19 protein-coding genes are annotated in these 17,264 nt (G+C 62.7%); 2 read left to right on the top strand and 17 right to left on the bottom strand.

Going from position 1 to position 17,264, the window contains the following annotated elements:
- Positions 1-131 precede the first annotated feature (131 nt).
- Entirely contained in the window at positions 132-1,793 is a 1,662-nt protein-coding gene (ettA, locus tag GEV37_RS00060; RefSeq protein ID WP_227388131.1) for an energy-dependent translational throttle protein EttA, read from the top strand.
- Positions 1,794-1,877: 84 nt separating this feature from the next.
- Here the strand turns inward: ettA and GEV37_RS00065 are convergent, their stop codons facing one another.
- From GEV37_RS00065 to phaR, 7 genes are all read right to left on the bottom strand, one after another.
- On the bottom strand, positions 1,878-2,036 hold the full coding sequence (locus tag GEV37_RS00065) for a DUF1328 domain-containing protein (protein WP_227388132.1): 159 nt from the start codon (positions 2,034-2,036) through the stop codon (positions 1,878-1,880).
- 190 nt (positions 2,037-2,226) lie between these two features.
- Positions 2,227-2,871, bottom strand: coding sequence for a 3-demethoxyubiquinol 3-hydroxylase (locus GEV37_RS00070; RefSeq protein ID WP_227388133.1), 645 nt, complete (start codon positions 2,869-2,871; stop codon positions 2,227-2,229).
- A gap of 30 nt (positions 2,872-2,901) precedes the next feature.
- On the bottom strand, positions 2,902-3,243 hold the full coding sequence (locus GEV37_RS00075) for a histidine triad nucleotide-binding protein (RefSeq protein ID WP_227388134.1): 342 nt from the start codon (positions 3,241-3,243) through the stop codon (positions 2,902-2,904).
- A gap of 84 nt (positions 3,244-3,327) precedes the next feature.
- Positions 3,328-4,200, bottom strand: coding sequence for a phosphoribulokinase (locus tag GEV37_RS00080; protein WP_227388135.1), 873 nt, complete (start codon positions 4,198-4,200; stop codon positions 3,328-3,330).
- The gene (locus GEV37_RS00085; protein ID WP_227388136.1) at positions 4,200-4,637 is read right to left on the bottom strand and encodes an acyl-CoA thioesterase; all 438 of its coding nucleotides are present in this window, start codon (positions 4,635-4,637) and stop codon (positions 4,200-4,202) included. Before GEV37_RS00085 ends, GEV37_RS00080 begins: the two co-directional genes overlap by 1 nt.
- Positions 4,638-4,659: 22 nt before the next feature.
- Positions 4,660-5,952, bottom strand: coding sequence for a phosphoribosylamine--glycine ligase (purD, locus tag GEV37_RS00090; protein WP_227388137.1), 1,293 nt, complete (start codon positions 5,950-5,952; stop codon positions 4,660-4,662).
- 63 nt (positions 5,953-6,015) lie between these two features.
- A complete protein-coding gene (phaR, locus tag GEV37_RS00095) occupies positions 6,016-6,471 on the bottom strand; it encodes a polyhydroxyalkanoate synthesis repressor PhaR (RefSeq protein ID WP_227388138.1) in 456 nt (151 codons plus the stop codon).
- A gap of 130 nt (positions 6,472-6,601) precedes the next feature.
- On the opposite strand from phaR, the gene GEV37_RS00100 reads away from it, so the two are divergent.
- Positions 6,602-7,312 (top strand): 16S rRNA (uracil(1498)-N(3))-methyltransferase, encoded by a 711-nt coding sequence (locus GEV37_RS00100; protein WP_227388139.1) that lies wholly within the window; start codon positions 6,602-6,604, stop codon positions 7,310-7,312.
- A gap of 33 nt (positions 7,313-7,345) precedes the next feature.
- Here GEV37_RS00100 and rloA3 read toward each other — a convergent pair whose 3' ends face one another.
- The 10 genes from rloA3 to GEV37_RS00150 all read right to left on the bottom strand — a co-directional run bounded on the left by rloA3 (position 7,346) and on the right by GEV37_RS00150 (position 17,091).
- Complete coding sequence (rloA3, locus tag GEV37_RS00105; protein WP_227388140.1) at positions 7,346-7,918, bottom strand: retropepsin-like aspartic peptidase RloA3; 573 nt, start codon at positions 7,916-7,918, stop codon at positions 7,346-7,348.
- A gap of 54 nt (positions 7,919-7,972) precedes the next feature.
- Positions 7,973-9,223 carry a lytic murein transglycosylase gene (locus tag GEV37_RS00110; protein ID WP_227388141.1) on the bottom strand — a complete coding sequence of 417 codons (1,251 nt, stop codon included), beginning with the start codon at positions 9,221-9,223 and terminating at the stop codon, positions 7,973-7,975.
- Between the two features lie 90 nt (positions 9,224-9,313).
- The gene (locus GEV37_RS00115) at positions 9,314-10,849 is read right to left on the bottom strand and encodes a DASH family cryptochrome (RefSeq protein ID WP_227388142.1); all 1,536 of its coding nucleotides are present in this window, start codon (positions 10,847-10,849) and stop codon (positions 9,314-9,316) included.
- Positions 10,850-11,212: 363 nt separating this feature from the next.
- Positions 11,213-11,617, bottom strand: a complete 405-nt coding sequence (gene mnhG, locus GEV37_RS00120; protein ID WP_227388143.1) for a monovalent cation/H(+) antiporter subunit G — start codon at positions 11,615-11,617, stop codon at positions 11,213-11,215.
- On the bottom strand, positions 11,610-11,879 hold the full coding sequence (locus GEV37_RS00125; protein ID WP_227388144.1) for an MrpF/PhaF family protein: 270 nt from the start codon (positions 11,877-11,879) through the stop codon (positions 11,610-11,612). The genes mnhG and GEV37_RS00125 overlap by 8 nt, the downstream gene beginning before the upstream one ends.
- On the bottom strand, positions 11,879-12,352 hold the full coding sequence (locus tag GEV37_RS00130) for a Na+/H+ antiporter subunit E (protein ID WP_227388145.1): 474 nt from the start codon (positions 12,350-12,352) through the stop codon (positions 11,879-11,881). Before GEV37_RS00130 ends, GEV37_RS00125 begins: the two co-directional genes overlap by 1 nt.
- Positions 12,349-13,950: a Na+/H+ antiporter subunit D gene (locus tag GEV37_RS00135; protein WP_227388146.1), complete on the bottom strand. Its 1,602-nt coding sequence runs from the start codon at positions 13,948-13,950 to the stop codon at positions 12,349-12,351. Before GEV37_RS00135 ends, GEV37_RS00130 begins: the two co-directional genes overlap by 4 nt.
- On the bottom strand, positions 13,947-14,294 hold the full coding sequence (locus tag GEV37_RS00140; protein WP_227388147.1) for a Na+/H+ antiporter subunit C: 348 nt from the start codon (positions 14,292-14,294) through the stop codon (positions 13,947-13,949). Before GEV37_RS00140 ends, GEV37_RS00135 begins: the two co-directional genes overlap by 4 nt.
- Positions 14,295-14,312: 18 nt before the next feature.
- Positions 14,313-14,744 (bottom strand): Na+/H+ antiporter subunit B, encoded by a 432-nt coding sequence (locus tag GEV37_RS00145; protein WP_227388148.1) that lies wholly within the window; start codon positions 14,742-14,744, stop codon positions 14,313-14,315.
- A complete protein-coding gene (locus GEV37_RS00150) occupies positions 14,737-17,091 on the bottom strand; it encodes a putative monovalent cation/H+ antiporter subunit A (protein WP_227388149.1) in 2,355 nt (784 codons plus the stop codon). The genes GEV37_RS00145 and GEV37_RS00150 overlap by 8 nt, the downstream gene beginning before the upstream one ends.
- Positions 17,092-17,264: the final 173 nt, after the last annotated feature.

The raw sequence follows: 17,264 nt of genomic DNA on the forward strand, positions 1-17,264 counted from the left end.
TGTCGACTTCACGCCTTGGTGCTCATCGCTGCCCCAGGCGTGGCGTCTGGCCTTTGGCCGCGCTGAGCACTATCATCTAGCCCCAGGCAAGCCTCACGGCCTCCTTCTTCTCACCAACCTAACGGATTTCCATGGCGCAATACGTATTCACCATGAACCGGGTCGGCAAAGTCGTGCCGCCTAAGAAACAAATTCTCAAGGATATCTCGCTGTCGTTCTTCCCGGGCGCCAAGATCGGTGTGCTCGGCCTCAACGGCGCGGGTAAATCCACGCTGCTGCGCATCATGGCGGGCGTCGATACGGAGTTTGAAGGTGAAGCCCGCCCGATGCCCGGCATCAACGTGGGGTATCTTCCCCAAGAGCCGCAGCTGGACGATGAGAAAAACGTTCGTGAAACCGTCGAAGAGGCGCTGGGCGAACTAAAGGCGGCCCAGGAGAAGCTCGACGCGGTCTACGCCGCCTACGCCGAGCCCGACGCGGACTTCGACGCCTTGGCCAGCGAACAGGCACGCCTTGAGAACATCATCGAGGCGGCGGACGCGCATAACATCGAGCGCAAGCTCGAGGTCGCCGCCGAAGCACTGCGCCTTCCGCCCTGGGACGCCAAGGTCGGTCACCTGTCCGGCGGTGAGCGCCGCCGCGTGGCGCTATGCCGCCTGCTGCTGTCGAACCCCGACATGCTGCTGCTCGACGAACCGACCAACCACCTGGACGCCGAATCCGTCGCCTGGCTCGAGCGCTTTCTGCACGACTACAACGGCACCGTGGTGGCAATCACCCACGACCGCTACTTCCTCGACAACGTGGCCGGCTGGATTCTCGAGCTCGACCGCGGCCAGGGCATTCCTTTCGAGGGCAATTACTCGCAGTGGCTCGAGCAGAAGGAGCAGCGCCTGACCCAGGAAGCCAAGCAGGAGGCTTCGCGCCAGAAGGCGATCAAGCAGGAGCTCGAGTGGGTGCGCAGCAACGCCAAGGGCCGTCAGGCCAAGAGCAAGGCGCGCCTCAACCGCTTCGAGGAGATGCAGTCCGGCGATTTCCAGAAACGCAACGAGACTAACGAGATCTACATTCCGCCCGGCCCGCGCCTGGGCGACAAGGTCATCGAGTTCCACAACGTCACCAAGCGCTTCGATGACAAGCTTTTGTACCAGGACCTCTCCTTCACCGTGCCGCCCGGCGCGATCATCGGCATCGTCGGCGGCAACGGCGCGGGTAAATCCACGCTGTTCAAGCTGATCGCAGGCCAGGAGCAGCCCGACGAGGGCGAGGTGGTCATCGGCGAAACGGTGGACATCGCCTACGTCGAGCAGCTGCGCGACGCGCTCGACGACCGGCAGACCGTGTGGGAGGCGGTGTCCGATGGTCAGGACGTCCTCAACATCAACGGCTACGAGGTATCGTCGCGCGCCTACGTGGGACGCTTCAACTTCAAGGGCAACGACCAGCAGAAACGCCTCGACGAGCTCTCCGGCGGCGAGCGTGGTCGCCTGCAGCTGGCCCAGACCCTCAAGCAGGGTGCCAACGTGCTTCTGCTCGACGAACCCTCGAACGATCTGGATATCGAGACGCTGCGCGCGCTCGAAGAGGCGCTGCTGGCCTTCCCGGGCTGTGCGATCGTGATCTCCCACGACCGCTGGTTCCTGGACCGCATCGCCACGCATATCCTCGCCTTCGAAGGCGACTCGGAAGTGGTGTTCTTCGACGGCAACTACACCGACTACGAGGAAGATCACAAGAAACGCGTCGGCAACGACACGCCCAAGCGCCTGAAGTACAAGCGCATCGACGCCTGAGTCGATACTGGCATCGAAAAAGCCCCTCGTGAGGGGCTTTTTTCATGGCCGGATGGCCATCGGGATCGCGCGTGCGCCTCCGGGTCAGCGGCGCCGGCCGGTGAACAGCGAAACGATGAAGAGAATCAGAAACAGCACGAAGAGCACCTGCGCGATGGTCGAGGCGACTCCGGCGATGCCCGAGAATCCCAGTACCCCGGCAATGATGGCGATGATAAGAAACAGCATTGCGTTGCCTAGCATGATCGATCTCCTTGTCCATGGTGTCGCTTCCGGCGGGCTTGCGTCCTGGAAGCCTCGGCTTCTGCCGGCCGGTTCATGTTCGAACGCCACTGCCCTCCTCGAGTGGCGTTCGTTATCAACGCTCTAGGCTTTCGGGCCACAAGCTTCGTTTGCATCAACCAGAATTGGACACGCCACCCCATTCGTCAAGTCAGGTGTAGCGCGCCTTCTTGAGCGACGCCGCCCCGAGCACCCCCATGCTCCACTTGACGGGCGCCGGAAAGCGCAGGCCGCCGGCTTCCAACGCCAGCTGGGCATGATGGGTATTGTCGGCGACGACCTGGCGCAGCAGCGTTCGCGAGCGCTGATCATCGCTCGACAGGTAGCTCATCTGGTCGTTGGTACGACAACCGAGTACTTCCTTGCTGGCGGCCACCATGCCCAGCCCGAAACGATCGCCGACCCATCCGCTCACGAGGCCGAGCCCGACGCCGGCACCGTAGTAGACCGGCGTGAAGTAGCTGGTGCGGCTTTCCAGCTGCGACAGGCGCTGTTGGCACCAGGCCAGGTGATCAGTCGCCTCGCGCTGGGCCTGATCGATCTGCAGGCGCGCCTTGGGCAGCATCACGAGTCCCACCTGCCCTTGGCAAAGCCCTTGCACGCCGGCCGTCGCCAAGTGCAGTACCCGCAGCGTGCTCGCCGCGTGTCGCCGCTCAAGCTCGTCAAGCGCCGCCTCAGGAGCGCCGCTTGCCGGGTTGGTGCGCTGGGCACCGCGTGTGTTGGGAATCAGCGTGCGCAGCGCGCTGTCGATGTGCGAGATCAGGCGATCCGAACGGCTCAGATGTCGTTCACGCATGGTCACTCTCCTGCCCTGGATCGTGGAGGGTTAGCCGGCGGGCCAGGTGAACTGGCGACCGCCGAGCAGATGCATGTGGATATGATAGACCGTCTGCCCACCCATGGCGTTGCAGTTCATCACCACGCGATAGCCGTCTTCGGCAAAGCCCTGCTGCTTGGCGAGCGTGGCCGCCGTGTATTGAAGCCGCCCCACGACGCTCAGGTCATCCGGCGCGATATCGTTGAGCGTGGCGATATGCTGCTTGGGAATGATCAGCTGATGCACCGGCGCCTGGGGGTCGATATCGTTGAACGCCAGCACGTGGTCGTCTTCGTAGACGATGTCGGCGGGAATCTCGCGGTTGACGATCTTGCAGAAAAGACACTCCATGGCGTCCTCCGAAAGGATAGGGCCGGCCTTCGACGGGATCGAAAATAGGCCGGATCGACAATGGGATCGATCGCCGCGCGGCGATCAGCGAAACCGCCGCTGGGCCAGCAGGTGGCGCACCAGTGGCGCAAGAATCAGCTCCATGGCCAGCGACAGCCGAGCACCCGGCACTACCAGCGTGTGCGGGCGCGTCATGAAGGCGTCCTTGATCATGGCCAGAAGCCAGGGAAAATCCACCGTCGAGGGGTCGCGAAAACGGATCACCACGAAGGACTCGGCGTCGGTGGGAATGTCCTGCACCTCGAAGGGGTTGGAGGTATCGACCGTCGGCACGCGCTGAAAGTTGATATGGGTGCGCGAGAACTGCGGCTGAATGTAGCGCACGTAGTCGTTCATGCGCCCGAGGATCGTGTCGATCACCGCCTCCTGGGAGTAGCCGCGCAGCTTGGTGTCACGATCGATCTTCTGGATCCACTCGAGATTCATGGTCGGCGCCACGCCGATGAGCAGGTCTGCGTGGCGGGCGATGTCGTATTCCGGGGTGACGAGCCCGCCGTGCAGCCCCTCGTAGAACAGCAGGTCCGTGCCGCAAGGCAGCGACTGCCACTCGGTGAAGGTGCCCACCCGGTAGCCGGCCTCGATCCGCTGCTTGTCCTCGGCATGAATGTAGTGGCGAAAGGTGCCGGAACCATGCTCGCCGTATTCGATGAACAGCCCCTCAAGGCGATCAAGCAGGTTGGCCTCGACGGCGAAGTGGGACAGCTCGTCCTTACGCTCGGGTTCGTCACGCAGGATGCGCTGCAGATCGTCACGGGTGTAGCGATGAAAGGCGTCGCCGTCGACGACGGCGGCGTGCACGTCCTCGCGCTGGAACATGCGCTCGAAACTGCGCCGAACCGTGGTGGTACCCGCTCCGGAGGAACCGGTCACCGCGATGATGGGATATTCACGCGACATCACTCACCTCTGGCGCGGGCCAGGGCGCGCGTGAAATCTGAAGGAACGGCGACCGGCCTGCGGGTATCGAGGTCGACCAGCAGAAGCGTCACCCGCGCCGTGGCCACGGTGGCACCTTGGGCATTGCGCAGGCGGTGGTGAACCACCAGCGCCTTACCGTCAGGATCGGGAATGGCGGTCTCGACGGTAAGCTGATCGGGAAAGCGCGCCTCCTGCTGGTAGGTGACCGCCAGGTCCGCCACCACGCTTGGGTAGCCTGCCAGGTCCCACTCGGGAAACGCGAGCGATGCCAGCGCACAGGCGCGCGCCTCGGCCAGCAGCGACACCAGGGCGTCGTGGCCCAGGTGCCGGCCGTAGTTCATGTCGGTGATGCGCACCGACAAGGAGTGGCGATGGATCACCATGGCCTCGGGAAAGTCCAGCGTCATGCGTGCCATGCCTGACTCCTTGTCGAGAGGGTTACCGCGACGTTTCGCGGGCGATGGCGCGATAGGCGATATCGCGACGGTACTCGGCGCCTTGCCAGCGAATCGCCTCGACGCCCTGATAGGCCTTGCGCTGCGCCTCTTGAACGCTGTCGCCGAGCGCTGTGACGCACAGCACACGCCCGCCAGCGCTCACCACCTCGCCCTTGTCGCTCGAGGCCGTTCCGGCGTGGAAGACCTTGCAGCCGGTCGCTTCGGCAGCGTCGAGTCCGTCGATCACGTCGCCCTTGCGATAGCTCCTCGGGTAGCCGCCAGCGGCCATCACCACGCCCACCGCGGCGCGGCTGTCCCACTCACAGTGCCGCCCGGCCAGCTCGCCCCTGGCACCGGCCAGGCAAAGCTCGGCGAGATCCGACTGCAGGCGCATCATGATCGGCTGGGTTTCCGGGTCGCCGAAACGACAGTTGTACTCGATTACCTTCGGGTCGCCGGCGGCGTCGATCATCAGTCCCGCGTACAGAAAACCGCGGTAGGCGTGGCCTTCATCGCGCATGCCGCGCACGGTGGGCAGGATCACCCGCTCCATGATGCGCGCATCGATCTCGGGGGTGACCACCGGCGCCGGCGAATAGGCGCCCATGCCGCCGGTATTGGGGCCGGTATCGCCATCGTAGGCACGCTTATGGTCCTGGCTCGTGGCCATGGGGACGACGCTTTCACCATCGACCATGACGATGAAGCTCGCCTCCTCGCCTTCGAGGAACTCCTCGATGACCACCCGCGCCCCGGCATCGCCGAAGGCATTGGCCTCGAGCATGTCGCGAATCGCCGCTTGCGCTTCCGCCTCGCTCATCGCCACGATCACGCCCTTGCCGGCGGCCAGGCCGTCGGCCTTGATGACGATCGGCGCGCCCATCTCTTCAAGGTAGGCTAGCGCCGGCTCGACCTTGGTGAAGGTGCAATAGGCCGCAGACGGAATGGCGTGGCGGGCGAGGAAATCCTTGGTGAAGGACTTGGAGCCTTCGAGCTGGGCGGCGGCCTGGCGCGGGCCGAAGATCACGAGCCCCTCCTCCTCGAAGCGATCCACCACACCCTCGACCAGCGGTGCTTCCGGCCCTACCACGGTCAACCCCACCTGCTCGCGCTTGGCGAACGCGATCAGCGCCTCGATATCGGTGGCGTCGATCGCCACGTTCTCGAGCCCGCCTTCACCGGCGGTGCCGGCGTTGCCCGGCGCGACGAACACCTTGCTCACCTGAGGAGACTGCGCAAGCTTCCACGCCAGGGCGTGCTCGCGCCCGCCACCACCAATCGTCAGAACGTTCATGTATTTCCTTCTCAAACAGATGCGTTGCGATGACGCATTATGCCATACCCGAGCGTTCGCGGCTCACGAGGGTTTATCGTCGTCGTCTCCCTGCGAGGGTTTTTGCAGCGCGCTCTGCCAGAAGCGCATGTTCTCCTCGGCCATTTCACGCATCAGCTCCATGGGTGAGTTCTTGAACGCCTGCTGCCACTGGTTCTGCATGCGCTGTTGCTGCTGGAGCATCAGTTGGGTGCCCTGTTCGAGATAGCGGGCCAGCGGCAAGGGCGAGGACATGTCGTAGACCCGGATGAGCTGCGCGAGCAGGTCGTTGGAGAACACCTCGGCGTCGCTGTCGGCCTGCTCCTGCTCGATGATGATCGACAGCAGGATGGTGCGCGTCAGATCCTCGCCGCTCTTGGCGTCCTCGACGCGAAACGGCTCTTCATCGATGATCAGTCGGCGCAGATCCTCGAGGGTTACATACCGGCTCTGCTGAGTATCGTACAATCGCCGGTTGGCATATTTGCGAATCACGCGCACAGCGCATCTCCTTAAAACGCGGTAAAGGCTTTCGTCGCCACTGCAGGTATTGTGCCTGCAACGCGCACGCATGCAAGCCGGGCGAACGTATGACCCGCATGCACCTTGCCGTCACGACCTTGTGAGCCTCATGAACCTGATACTGCTTGCTCCCGATGAGCTCGACGGCCAGCGCGCCGTTCTGGCCGACGCCCGCCGCTTGAAGCACCTCCACGACGTGCATCGCGCCCGCCCCGGCGACGAGCTGACCGTGGGCGTAATGAACGACCGCGTAGGCCGGGCGACGCTGGTCGAGCTCGATGCCCATCGTGCGGTGTTCGAGCTGGGCACGCTCGCGGCAGCGCCGCCGCCGGCGCTGCCGGTTCACCTGGTGCTCGCCCTACCCCGCCCACGCATGCTGGCCCGCACGCTTGAGCACGTCACCGCACTGGGCGTGAAGCGCCTGACGCTTTTGCATACCAAGCGGGTGGAGAAGAGCTACTGGCAGTCGCCGGAGCTTAATATCGACAAGATCCACCAGCATTTTCTGCTCGGGCTAGAGCAGGCACGCGACACGGTGTGGCCGGAGATCGAGCTGATCAAGGGTTTTCGGCCATTCATCGAGCAACGATTGCCGGCGCTGATGAAGGACCACCGTGGCCTGGTGGCACACCCGGGCATGCCCAACGCCTGCCCACGCCAGGTGAGCGAACAGACTCTGCTGCTGGTCGGCCCGGAAGGAGGCTTTATCGATTGGGAAGTGGAACAGCTGTTGGAAGCGGGCTGCGAAGGCATCCATCTCGGTGCCCGGATCTTGCGGGTGGAAACCGCCGTGACGGCGCTCTTGTCGAAGCTGTTCTAGCCAGCGTGCCCGAAACACGCCGGCGAATTCGGCTCAGTCCTGATCGTCGTCGGGGTCGTGGGCGACGTACTCGGCATCGTTCGCGCACTCCGGGCTTTGCAGGAAGGTGTTCTCGACGTCCAGAAGCCCCAGGTGGCTGATGGTACGCCGCCCCAGCAGCATGGGATAGATCATGTCTTCACGATCGCGCAGGCTGAACTGCTCTTCGTAGATCGTGTCGCCCATGCAGATATCCAGCAGCACGACCGGGCGGTCGTCTGTACCCCCGGCACCGCGAACGGTCTGCTCCCGATGAAGCGGCCGCTCGATCTCGTCACTGAAGGTTTCGCCGCTGGCCTGGTCTTCGAGCTGCAGTCGAAAGCGCACCCACTCCTCACCCTCTTTATCGAACAGCTCGATATCACGGGCATCGAGCGACGAGGTCAACGCTCCGCTGTCGAGTTTTGCCTTCACCTTGATGTCCCAGTGAGCGATCACCGCATTCTCGACCCAACCGTACACTTTACGCTCGTCGTCCGCCTGCGCGCCGGCAGCGGCCAGCAGCGCACCGGAAAGCGCCGCGACGCCCAACGTCTTTCCCACTACCGTTGAAAATACCTTGCTCATCACTGTTCATCCTTGATTGAAAGATATTGGTCGTAACGACTCGTTCGTGAAGCGCTAACGAAGACGCTCGAGCAACGACTGCGTGGCGAAACCATCCGGCGTCAGCCCCTGATCGCGCTGGAACGCCCGGAGCCCACCTTGGGTATTCGGCCCCATGATGCCGTCGGGCGTGCCGACCGAGTAGCCGGAGGCATTGAGTCGCTGCTGGAGCGCTTTGACATCGTCGCGAGTCAAAGGTGCCTCGTCGCGCGGCCAAGACTGTGAAATTCCGGGGCGTCCGGCAATCGCATCGCCCAGTGTCGCCACGGCCAGCGCGTAGCTGGTGGCGTTGTTGTAGCGCAGGATAGCGCGGAAGTTGGGGCCTACCAAAAAGGCCGGCCCGCGCGCGCCGGCGGGCACGATGATCGCCGCGCTGTCGAATTCGGGAAGCTCGCCGCTGACGGCGCGAACGCCTTGGCCTGCCCATTCACCAGTGCTGCGCCGCTCGGTCTGGGCGTAGTCGAAGCCGTCGGGCAGGATCACCTCGCGCCCCCAAGGCTGACCCTGTTGCCAGTTGGCTTTGGCCAGATAGTTGGCCGTCGAAGCCATGACATCGGGAATGCTGCCCCAGATATCGCGCCGGCCGTCGTTGTCGCCATCCACGGCGTAGGCTTCGAAGCTCGAGGGAATGAACTGGGTGTGCCCCATCGCGCCGGCCCAGGAGCCTTTCATCTGCTCGGCGGAGATATCGCCTTCGTCGATGATGCGCAGCGCCGACAATAACTCGTTGCGCGCGAAGTCGCGCCGACGGCCATCGTAGGCCAGCGTCGCCAGGGCCTCGAGGGTAGAGAAATCACCAAAATTGCTGCCATAATTGCTCTCGATCCCCCAGATCGCCACAACGATCTCCGCTGGCACGCCGTAGCGGCTCTGCATTTGCTCGGCGGTCTGGCGGTGCGCTTGAAGCTTTTCACGACCGGTCGTGACGCGGGTATCGGACACTGCGGAATCCAGGTACTGCCAAATGGGACGCACGAATTCCGGCTGATAGCGGTCGAGCTCGATCACGCGCTCGCGATAGCGTAACGAATCGAAAGCGCTGGCAAGCGTGGCTTCACTGATCCCCTGCTCTCGTGCATGGCGGCGAAAATCACCGAGCCACTGGTTGAAACTGGCGTACTGAACCTGCTCGGCGGCTCGCGCATCTACTTCGCTCATCAACTGCAGGCTGGCGTGACCAGGCAGTGAGACGAGTGTGCCCAGCAGCAGCGCGCCCGTGAAACCGGCACAACGATAGCTTGCTAATGTATTGCTTTTCAATGACATAGTATCGATCTCTCGGCAATCCCTGGCGAAGATCGATAATGGCGTAGAAACGTGCGAGTTACCAGTCCCGCTCGAGACACTCACCACCCGTTATTCTTCGGCCTCTTCGGTTTCCTCGATGGACGTACTCACGGACTTGTTCAACCGCGCTTCTTGCGCAGGAAGGCGTTCGTGCGCCATGGCAACATCACTATTGATAGGCTCGGCCATCGATGCGGGGGCGCCTTCGGGCTTATCGAGCAGCCAACGATTCCACTGCCTTGGCAGTACACAAGGCGCATTGAAGCTTGCCGGGGCGCTGCGCCAGGGCTGGTGGCGCGCGATACCGACATCGAACGCACCGAGCTCCGGCAGCCAGTGGGCCACGTAGAGTCCCTTGGGGTCATAGTGCCTGGCCTGCTTGAGCACATTGAAGTAGCGGTCCTTGCGTCCATCACGCCCGAGCCCGGCGATGTGTCCCCAATTGCCCCAGTTGTTGGCCGGGTCGTAGTCGATGAGACAGTGCTCGAACCACCAGGCACCCAAGCGCCAATCCACTTCGAGGTCGTTGACCAGAAAGCTCGCCACGTTCTGGCGTGACCGGCTGGAGATCCAGCCGGTGTATCGCAACTCGAGCATGGCGGCATCGATGAACGGCACCCCGGTTTTGCCCTCGCGCCACAGGTCGAACCTCTCGCAAGGCACCGGAATGGTGGTATCTCCGAACAGCGCCGCCCCTTCGACCTGGGCATTGCGATGGAAGTAATCGCGCCATAGAAGCTCGAAGACGATCCATTGGCTGGATTCGTTGGCGCCGTTGACCGCTTCCCAGGCTTTGACTTCCTTGTAAACCTGACGCGCCGACAGACAGCCATGGGCCAGCCAGGGCGAAAAGCGCGTCGAGAAGTTGGCGCCGAGCAGGCCGTTACGAGTCTTCTTGTAGGATTCGGCGCCATTTTGCTGCCAGAGATAATGATGCAGGCGCTGGTGGGCAGCGGCCTCCCCCCCCATGAAAACGAATCCCTGACGATCGTCCGGAAGCCAGAAGGCGCTCTCCTCGCTTACCGCCTTTAGCGGCGGAAAACCGCGGGAAGCATCTTCAGGCCAGCCCGGGAGCGTAAAGGGTGCGTTGACCGCCTCCTTGAAGGCCCACTGTTTCTCGACACGCTGGCGAAACGCGCTGAAACTCGCCGGCATGTCGTCGAGCTCGAAGGGGAGTTCGTCAGTATCGAACAGATAACCGCTCTCGAGTCGCTCGAGGGTGGCACAGGGGGGCAGTCCCTCGGCCACGCGATCGATTCGTTGGCTCTCTTCAAATCCTGAATGGGACGCCACGCGAACGCTTCGCGCCTGATAACGCTCGGCCAGCTGTACAACTATTGATGAGGGATCGCCGATGCGTACCGAAAGATCACTACCGAGCTGTAGAAGCTCCCCGCGCAGTGCCATCAGGCTTTGCCACAGAAACCGCAACCGAGCAGGCCCGAGGCGCGGCGTCGATTCGCCGAGCAGACTCGCATCGAGTAGACGCTGATCGAGGACATACAGGCAGATCAATTGATCGGGCCTTGAATCGAACTGCAGCAAGGGGTTGTCCGCCACGCGCAAGTTGTCGTGCAGCCAGACAATATCGGTAGTGATGTTCATGCTAGGAGCCTCCCAAGCGTGCTTTGCCAACGTCGCGAATCCAAGCGTTGCAACCGCGTGAATCCACCACGTCAGCCGTGCATCCATCGTCGCTAGAACTATGGGCGCAGGCATAGAACGCGATCATCGTAGGCTTTTGATACCTTGATATTAAATACTGGGTCTTGAGTACGTCAGAGCTTTTCTTCAAGCGTTTCGACATGTGATACCTGAACACATTGTCTTATACAATACAATTATTGTACATAAATAATGGACTAATTTTTTACATTATCAAGCGGCAACACGAAAAAAAACCGCCTTGGAGAGGCGGTTTAAATATTAACTCATGTTATGACAATCAAGGGTAAAAGCCGTCAACGCTTACTCGGGATCGCTTTCACGCGGTACGCGGCGAGCGTTTTCCTGTGTTTCAAGTCCGCTTTTCAACTCGTGTGTCAGCGGGTCGTAATTGGGCTTGAGCTCATCCTTGACGGTGCCGCTCCAGAGCTTAGAGCCGACAAAGTAGCCCGCTCGCCCGATCACATGCGCGGCGACCGGCGCCGTCATCAGAATGAACAGGATGATAGCGAAGGAGCGTGCCACCACGCCCACTTCGGCGAAATGCATCGCCGAGGCGAGCATGATCAGAATGACCCCGAGCGCCGCCGCCTTGGTCGTCGCGTGCATGCGGGTCAAAAGATCCGGCAAACGCACAAGACCGATGGCGGCCAGCAGAATGAACAGTGACCCGCTGAGTAAAAGCGTACCCTTGACGACCTCAATCATCCCTGGGGCCTCCTCTTTCCAGAAAGCGTGCAAAACCGATGGCGGCCAGAAAGCCCATCAGCGCGATCACGATGGCAGCGTCGAGAAAGCTCGCCACCTCCGACTGAACCGCATACACCCCGACGAGCCCCACCACGGTGGTGGAGAAAAGCTCGAGGGCCACCACGCGGTCTGGCAGGCTCGGCCCCCGCACCACACGAACGAAGGTGAGCACGAGGGCCAGCCCCATGATCACCTGACAGATCAAAATCACGGTACTCATCAGCGAAACAGCTCCAGTGCGCGGTGCTCCATTTCCTTGAGATTGCGACGCAGCTCATCCTCGTCGTCGAGGAACATGGCGTGAATGTAGAGCACTCGCCGGTCGTCGGAGACGTCCAGGCTCAGCGTCCCCGGCGTCAGCGAGATCAGGTTCGCCACCAGGGTGATCTCCATTTCGGTACGCGCCGACAGCGGCAGTGCGATCACCCCCGGCTTCATGTGCCAGGGCGGGGTCAGGATATCGAAGCCCACACGAAGGTTCGCCTGCACCAGCTCCTTGATGAAAAAGCCGATGAAGCGAACGATACGCGGGATGCGGGCCGGATACCCCTTGAGCGCTTCCACCTGATGCTCGATCAGCACCAGGGCGATATAGCCGAACACCATGCCCACCAGCAGGTTGAGGCCGGTGAAGTCACCGCTGAGCAGTACCCAGGCAAGCCCGAGCAGAAGGTTCCAGATCGCACCGGTCATGGTAGCTCCTCCCCGGGTTCCCTGACGGCTTCGGCGTCGAGCTCGAGCGGCTCGACGACGGTGGCTTCGGTATCGCCGGGCGCGCCCAGCACCGCTTCGATATACCCGTCGGGCGCGAACAGCTGATCGCCGATGATGTTCATGACCTGCATGATCGGCTCGGCGAACACGCCGATCAGAAGCGATATGAAGGCCAACACCACCACCGGTAAATACATCAGCCACAGGCTCGGCTTCAGAAGCCGCCCATCGTCACCGACCGGCGTCTGCGCGGCAGGCACCAGGTTGTCCTCGGGAAGCGCCTTCCAGAACACCTCGTTCCAGATCTTCACCATCGAGTAGAGGGTCATCAGCCCCACCGCCAGGGCAAAGCCGGTGGCGACGTAGGCCTCGGCTTCGAGGCCGGCGCGAATCAGGACGAACTTGGCGAAGAAGCCGGAAAGCGGCGGAACCCCGGCCAGCGAGAACGCCGAGACGAAAAACGCCACCGCGAGCCAGGGCCGCTGGCGATAGAGCCCGCCCATCTTCTTGAGCTGGTAGGTGCCCTGCAGGCGGTGGGTGATGCCGCTGATCAAGAAGAGATTCGTCTTCACCACGATGTTGTGCATGATCGCGAACACCCCGCCGGCGATGGCCAGCGGCGTGTAGATCGCAAGCCCGAGGATCATGTAGCCGATCTGACTGACGATATGAAACGACAGGATGCGGCGAAACTCATACTGGGTCGCCGCACCGAGCACGCCGGTCACCATGGTGAATACCGCCCCCCACAGCATGATTTCCTGCAGGTAGTCCATGGTCTGATCGAAGATGAGCGTGAACACGCGAAAAAGCGAATAGACCCCCACCTTGGTCAAGAGCCCGGCGAACAGCGCCGATACCGCCACTGGCGGCGTGTGGTAGGACGCCGGCAGCCAGAAGAACAGCGGAAAGGCGGCGGCCTTGATGCCGAAGGCGACCATGAACATCACCGCCAGCACCTCGACCATGCCCGCGTGCTCCACCTGGTCCATGCGCAGGGCGATGTCCGCCATGTTGAGCGTTCCCACGGTACCGTACAGAAGTCCGATGGCGGTGAGAAAGATCACCGAGGCGAGCAGGTTCAAGGTCACGTACTTGATCGCCCCTTCCATCTGCGCCCGCTCCCCCCCCAGGATCAGAAGCGCGAAGGAGGCCACCAGCATCACCTCGAACCACACGTAGAGGTTGAAGATGTCGCCGGTCAGAAAGGCCCCGGCCACGCCCGCCAGCAGCAGGTGCATCAACGGGTAGTAGCCGAATTTCTCGTGACCGCGACCGGTGGCGGCGAGCGAATAGATGCCCATGGCGAGGCCGATGATCCCGGTCAGCAGGATCATCACGGCGCTGAGCATGTCGGCGATCAGCGTGATGCCGAAAGGCGCCGGCCAGCTGCCCATCTGCATGGTGATGTAGCCATCGCCGAGCACCTCGACGAACAGCCAGAGGCTGACGCCGAGCAGCGCGACATTGCCCGCCACGGCGAGAAAGCGCTGCATGGGACGCGAGCGCCAGAACATCAGCGACAGCGCCCCGGACAACAGCGGCAGCAGAACGGGAAGTGCGACTTCGGGCCTCACGTATCGGTATCCTTCATCTTGTCCAGATCATCCGCCTTGACGATTTCGTAGGCGCGGCGAATCAGTACCACGGCGAAGGCCAGCACCCCGAAGGCGATGACGATGGCGGTGAGCACCACCGCCTGGGGCAGCGGGTCCGCCACCTGGCCCAGCGGCTGCGACATGCCTTCGGGAATCAAGGGCGGCGCGCCGCGGGTCATGCCCGCCGTGGTAAAGATCAGAAGGTTGGCGGCATTGGACAAGAGCAGCAGCCCGATCACCAGCTTCACGATCGAGCGCCGCAGCATCATGAAAATGGCGGTGGCGTAGAGAAGCCCGATCGCCAGGGCCATCAACGGTTCCATAGGTACCCTCCTTGCAGGTCACGGTTCATCCTTGTCGACCTCCATCAGCGCCATCACCATGCCGATCACCGAGCCCAGCACGGCCAGATACACCCCCACGTCGAAGATCAGTGGCGTCGAGGCCTTGAAGTCGATCACCGGAATGGTCCACCACTGGGCGGTGAGAAACGGCTGATCCATGAACCAGGCGGGCACGATGGAGATCATGCCGAGCAATAGCCCCGCGCCGATCAGATCGCGCGGGTCGAGCATGCGCAGCACCTCTCGAGTGGCGCTGACCCCGAAGGCGAACAGGTAGAGCGTGAATGCCCCGGCCGCGACCAGCCCCGCGATGAAGCCTCCACCGGGCTCGTCATGACCGCGCAGCAGCAGGAACACCGAGAACATCAGCTGCAGCGGCATCAGAAAGCGCGCCGCCGTGTTGAGAATGATCGTGCCTGACTTAACCATCGTAGGGCTCCTCCTTGACCGCCGGCTTGCCGGTACCGCTCGCCTTCCCTTCCCCGGGCGTGACGTGGCGCAGTTTCAGCATGGCGATGACCCCGATGGCGGCCAGCGCCAGCACGAACATCTCGCCCAGCGTATCCAGCGCCCGGTAGTCCACCAGGATGACGTTGACGATGTTGCGCCCATAAGCGAGCGGCGCGCTGTTCTCTACCATGTAGGTCGAGATGGGCTCGAACTGATCGATGCTCCAGGCGGTGATGATCAGCAGAAAGATCAGCACGCCCATCGCGGCGGCGGTGGCACCATCGCGAATGCGCTCCAGGCTGGTCGACAGGTTGGAGAAGCGCGGCAGCCGGAACAGCACCAGTACCAGCAGAATGACCGTCAGCGTCTCGACCAGCAGCTGCGTGATGCCCAGATCCGGCGCGCTGAACAGGATGAAGATCAGCGCGATGGAAAAGCCCATGATGCCGACCGAGACCACCGCGCCCAGCCGCGAGCGCGAGACGGTGGCGAACAGCGCCCCCATGGCCATGGTGCCGACCACGATGATCTCGTGAAAGCGCACGTCCAGGGAAAAGTCGAGCAGCGGGGAGTGACGCACCAGGATCGACTGCCCGATCAGGGCGATCAGCACCACCAGCATCACCAGGATGTAGTTGCGCATGTAGCCGTTTTGCAGGATCCGCGTCTGCCACTCGGCGAAGCGCTCGATGCCGCGAAGGCTGGCATCGAACCCGGCCTCCGGCCCGCGACGCTGGATAGGCGCCAGGATGGACAGCCGCCCGCGCACGCCATCCCAGCGCTTGAAGAGCAGAAAGCCGAGCGCCAGGCTCACGATCGACAGGATCAGCGCCGTGTTCACCCCGTACCAGAGCGACAGCGATACATCGAGGCGCGTGCCCACCACCGAGCTTGCCGCCGCGGTCAGCAGCGCATCCCCGCCTAACAGCGCGGGCGCAAGCCCGAGCGCCAGTGAAATGGCCGCCAGCAGGCCCGGCCCCAGCAGCATGCTGAAGGGGGCCTCGTGGGGCTCTTTCGGGGTCTGGCGACGCTCGCCGAAGAAAGGTCGAAGCGCGATGATCGCTGCCACCGCGATGGTCAGCACCGCCGAGGCGAAGGCCATCACGATCAGCAGCGCCGCAAACCCTTCGGCTCCCAGCACTGCCTCGAGCATGAGCTCCTTGCCGATGAAACCGAACAGTGGCGGCACCCCGGAGAGCGACAGCGCCGCCACGCAGGCGATCGTCGCCGTCACCGGCATGCTGGAGCGCAACCCGCCCATGGCGCTCACGTCCTTGGTGCCGGTCTCGTGATCCAGGATGCCCGCCACCATGAACAGCGCCCCCTTGTACAGCGAGTGCGCCAGCAAGAAGGTGACGAAGGCAGTCATGGCGTAGTCAGTACCGATGCCCAGCAGCATGGTGAGCGTACCCAGCGCCATGATCGTGGAGTAGGCCAGAAGCTTCTTGATGTTGGTGTGGTGAATGGCCAGGAACGCCCCGGTCAGCATGGTGACAGCGCCGACCAGGGACAGCGTGGTGATCCAGAGTCCCGTACCGCCGAGCTCCGGCGAAAGCCGCGCCATCAGGTAGATGCCCGCCTTGACCATGGTGGCCGAGTGCAGGTAGGCCGAGACCGGCGTGGGAGCGGCCATGGCATTGGGTAGCCAGAAATGGAACGGGAACTGCGCCGACTTGGTGAACGCGCCCAGCAGCAGGCAGATCACCATCGGTGTGTAGAGCGCGTGCTGGCGAAGGTCCTCGCCGCCGGCCAGGATCTCGGAGAACGACCAGGCGCCGCCGGCGATGCCCAGAAGCGTCAACCCCCCCATCAGCGCCAAGCCCCCGGCCACGGTGACGAACAGCCCTTGGCGTGCGGACTTGCGCGAGGCAAGGTCGGTATGGTTGAAGCCGATCAGAAGGTAGGACGTGACGCTGGTCAACTCCCAGAAAACGAACAGGGTCAAAAGCCCGTCCGCCATCACCAAGCCCAGCATCGACATCATGAAGCCGAGTATCGCCAGGTGAAAGCGCGCCATATCGGGACTGCCGCGCAGGTAGCCCCCGGCATAGATCAGCACACACGTCCCGATCACGCAGATCAAAAGCCCGAACAGCAGCGACAGACCATCGAGCATGAACGTCAGGCTGATGCCCAGCGACGGGACCCACTGCCACTCGAGCAGCAGCGGCCCTTCGCCGATCACGACGTCTGCCTGGGTCAGAAGCCACGCCGCGATCGACGCCGGAAACAGCGCCAACACGAAACTTGCCTGCTGACCGAACCAGCGATTCAAGAGCGGCGCGGAGGCGGCCAGAACGAAGCCTAACAGGACGGCGAGCTGCATCTGACGAATTCTCCTGGGTAGTGACCGCCGTACGCCGGCGCTGCTCGGTGCATCCATCACCGAAGCGTTGAATAAAGGTGATTCTAAAGTCGTAGACTTTATACCAGCCGGCCCCGGGTTTCCAGGCTTCAAAACCTCGAACAAATGCTTAGCAAGCTATATTAATACTTGAT

The sequence above is a fragment of the Vreelandella malpeensis genome (assembly GCF_020622355.1).
Lineage (GTDB): Bacteria > Pseudomonadota > Gammaproteobacteria > Pseudomonadales > Halomonadaceae > Vreelandella > Vreelandella malpeensis.